At 69.6% G+C, this 1,242-nt stretch carries 1 protein-coding gene; it reads left to right on the forward strand.

Annotated elements, in window-relative coordinates; all coding sequences use genetic code 11:
- Positions 1-66 precede the first annotated feature (66 nt).
- On the forward strand, positions 67-1,242 hold a 1,176-nt coding region (locus GA0115259_RS38530), incomplete at its 3' end, for a hypothetical protein (protein ID WP_141716911.1).

Consider the following 1,242-nt stretch of genomic DNA (forward strand, 5'->3'; position numbering starts at 1 on the left):
TGGCTGGCGATGCCCCGGCTGCGGATGCTGCTGGCACCCACCGCCGGGATCCTCGCCACCCTCGCCGTGTTCGCGCCGGCCGCGGCGGCCGACGGCCCGGACGACTACAAGCCGGGCGGCATCGGCGACATGATGCCGTCCCCGTTCAAGCCCCCGGGCCAGGGCACGCTGTTCGAGTCCTACAGCCCCGAGGTGTACCAGCTCGACAAGCAGCTCTCGAGCGACCTGACCGGCGGCGACCTGATCGACGGCTGGCTGCACGGGTTCGGGAACATGCTCATGCAGGTCCTCACGCTGGTGGGCCGCGCCACCGTCGTCATCGTCGGCTGGTGCTTCAACGTCGTGGAGCTGCCCGGCATCGAGCCCGCGATCTCCAAGGCGATCGGCGCGGCGGCCGGACCGATGACGCAGATCTTCCTGCCCTGCGCCGTTGCCGTCGGCGGGTTCATCGCCTGGGCCAAGCGCTCGGAGAGCTCCCCGCTCGGGCAGATCGCCTGGGTGGCCGCGTCCGCGGCGATCGCCACGACCTTCCTCGTCGCCCCGGCGACCTGGGTCAAGGGAGTCGACAACGGGCGGCAGTTGGGCGCCAGCGTCGCGATGACCACCATCGGCGCCGGCCTGTCCGGCAGCGACGACGCGGCCATGCCGTTCAAGACGCCCGAGCCGAAGTGGAGCAGCAACCAGAAGGACAACACCGTCCGGCGCGCGGGCGACGCCGTGTGGAGGACGTACGTGGCGACGCCGTGGTGCATCGCTGATCTTGGTTCGGTCGCTGCCTGCCAGCGCTGGGGCGACGACGTCGTCAAGCTCGGCACCGACATGGACGCCCGCGAGGACTTCCTGGCCAAGACCCTCAACACCGAGACGGTCGGCAAGGAGGCCGTGAAGTGGCGCCAGGGCCACACCCCGGGCGGCCGGATCGGCGTCCTGATCGCCGGGATCATCTCCTGCGTCATTTTCGCGGCCCTGGCGATCACGATGGCGTTCACCACGTTGGCGTCCCTCATCGGCGCGCTGATGCTCCTGGTGTGCGGGGTCGCGTTCGCCACGCTCTGGTGCATCCCCGGCAAGCCGAGGCAATGGGGGGTCCAATGGTTTGAGATGCTCCTCGGCCTAGTCATGGTGTCCTTTACCGCGACGATGCTGCTCGGCTCGGTGATGGTCGTCTCGGTGGCGATGATGTCGCTCCTGCCGACCTACGGCTGGCTCATGGTCTCCGCGCTGAACATCTGCGCGGCCGCC

Source organism: Streptomyces sp. MnatMP-M17, assembly GCF_900091995.1.
GTDB lineage: Bacteria > Actinomycetota > Actinomycetes > Streptomycetales > Streptomycetaceae > Streptomyces.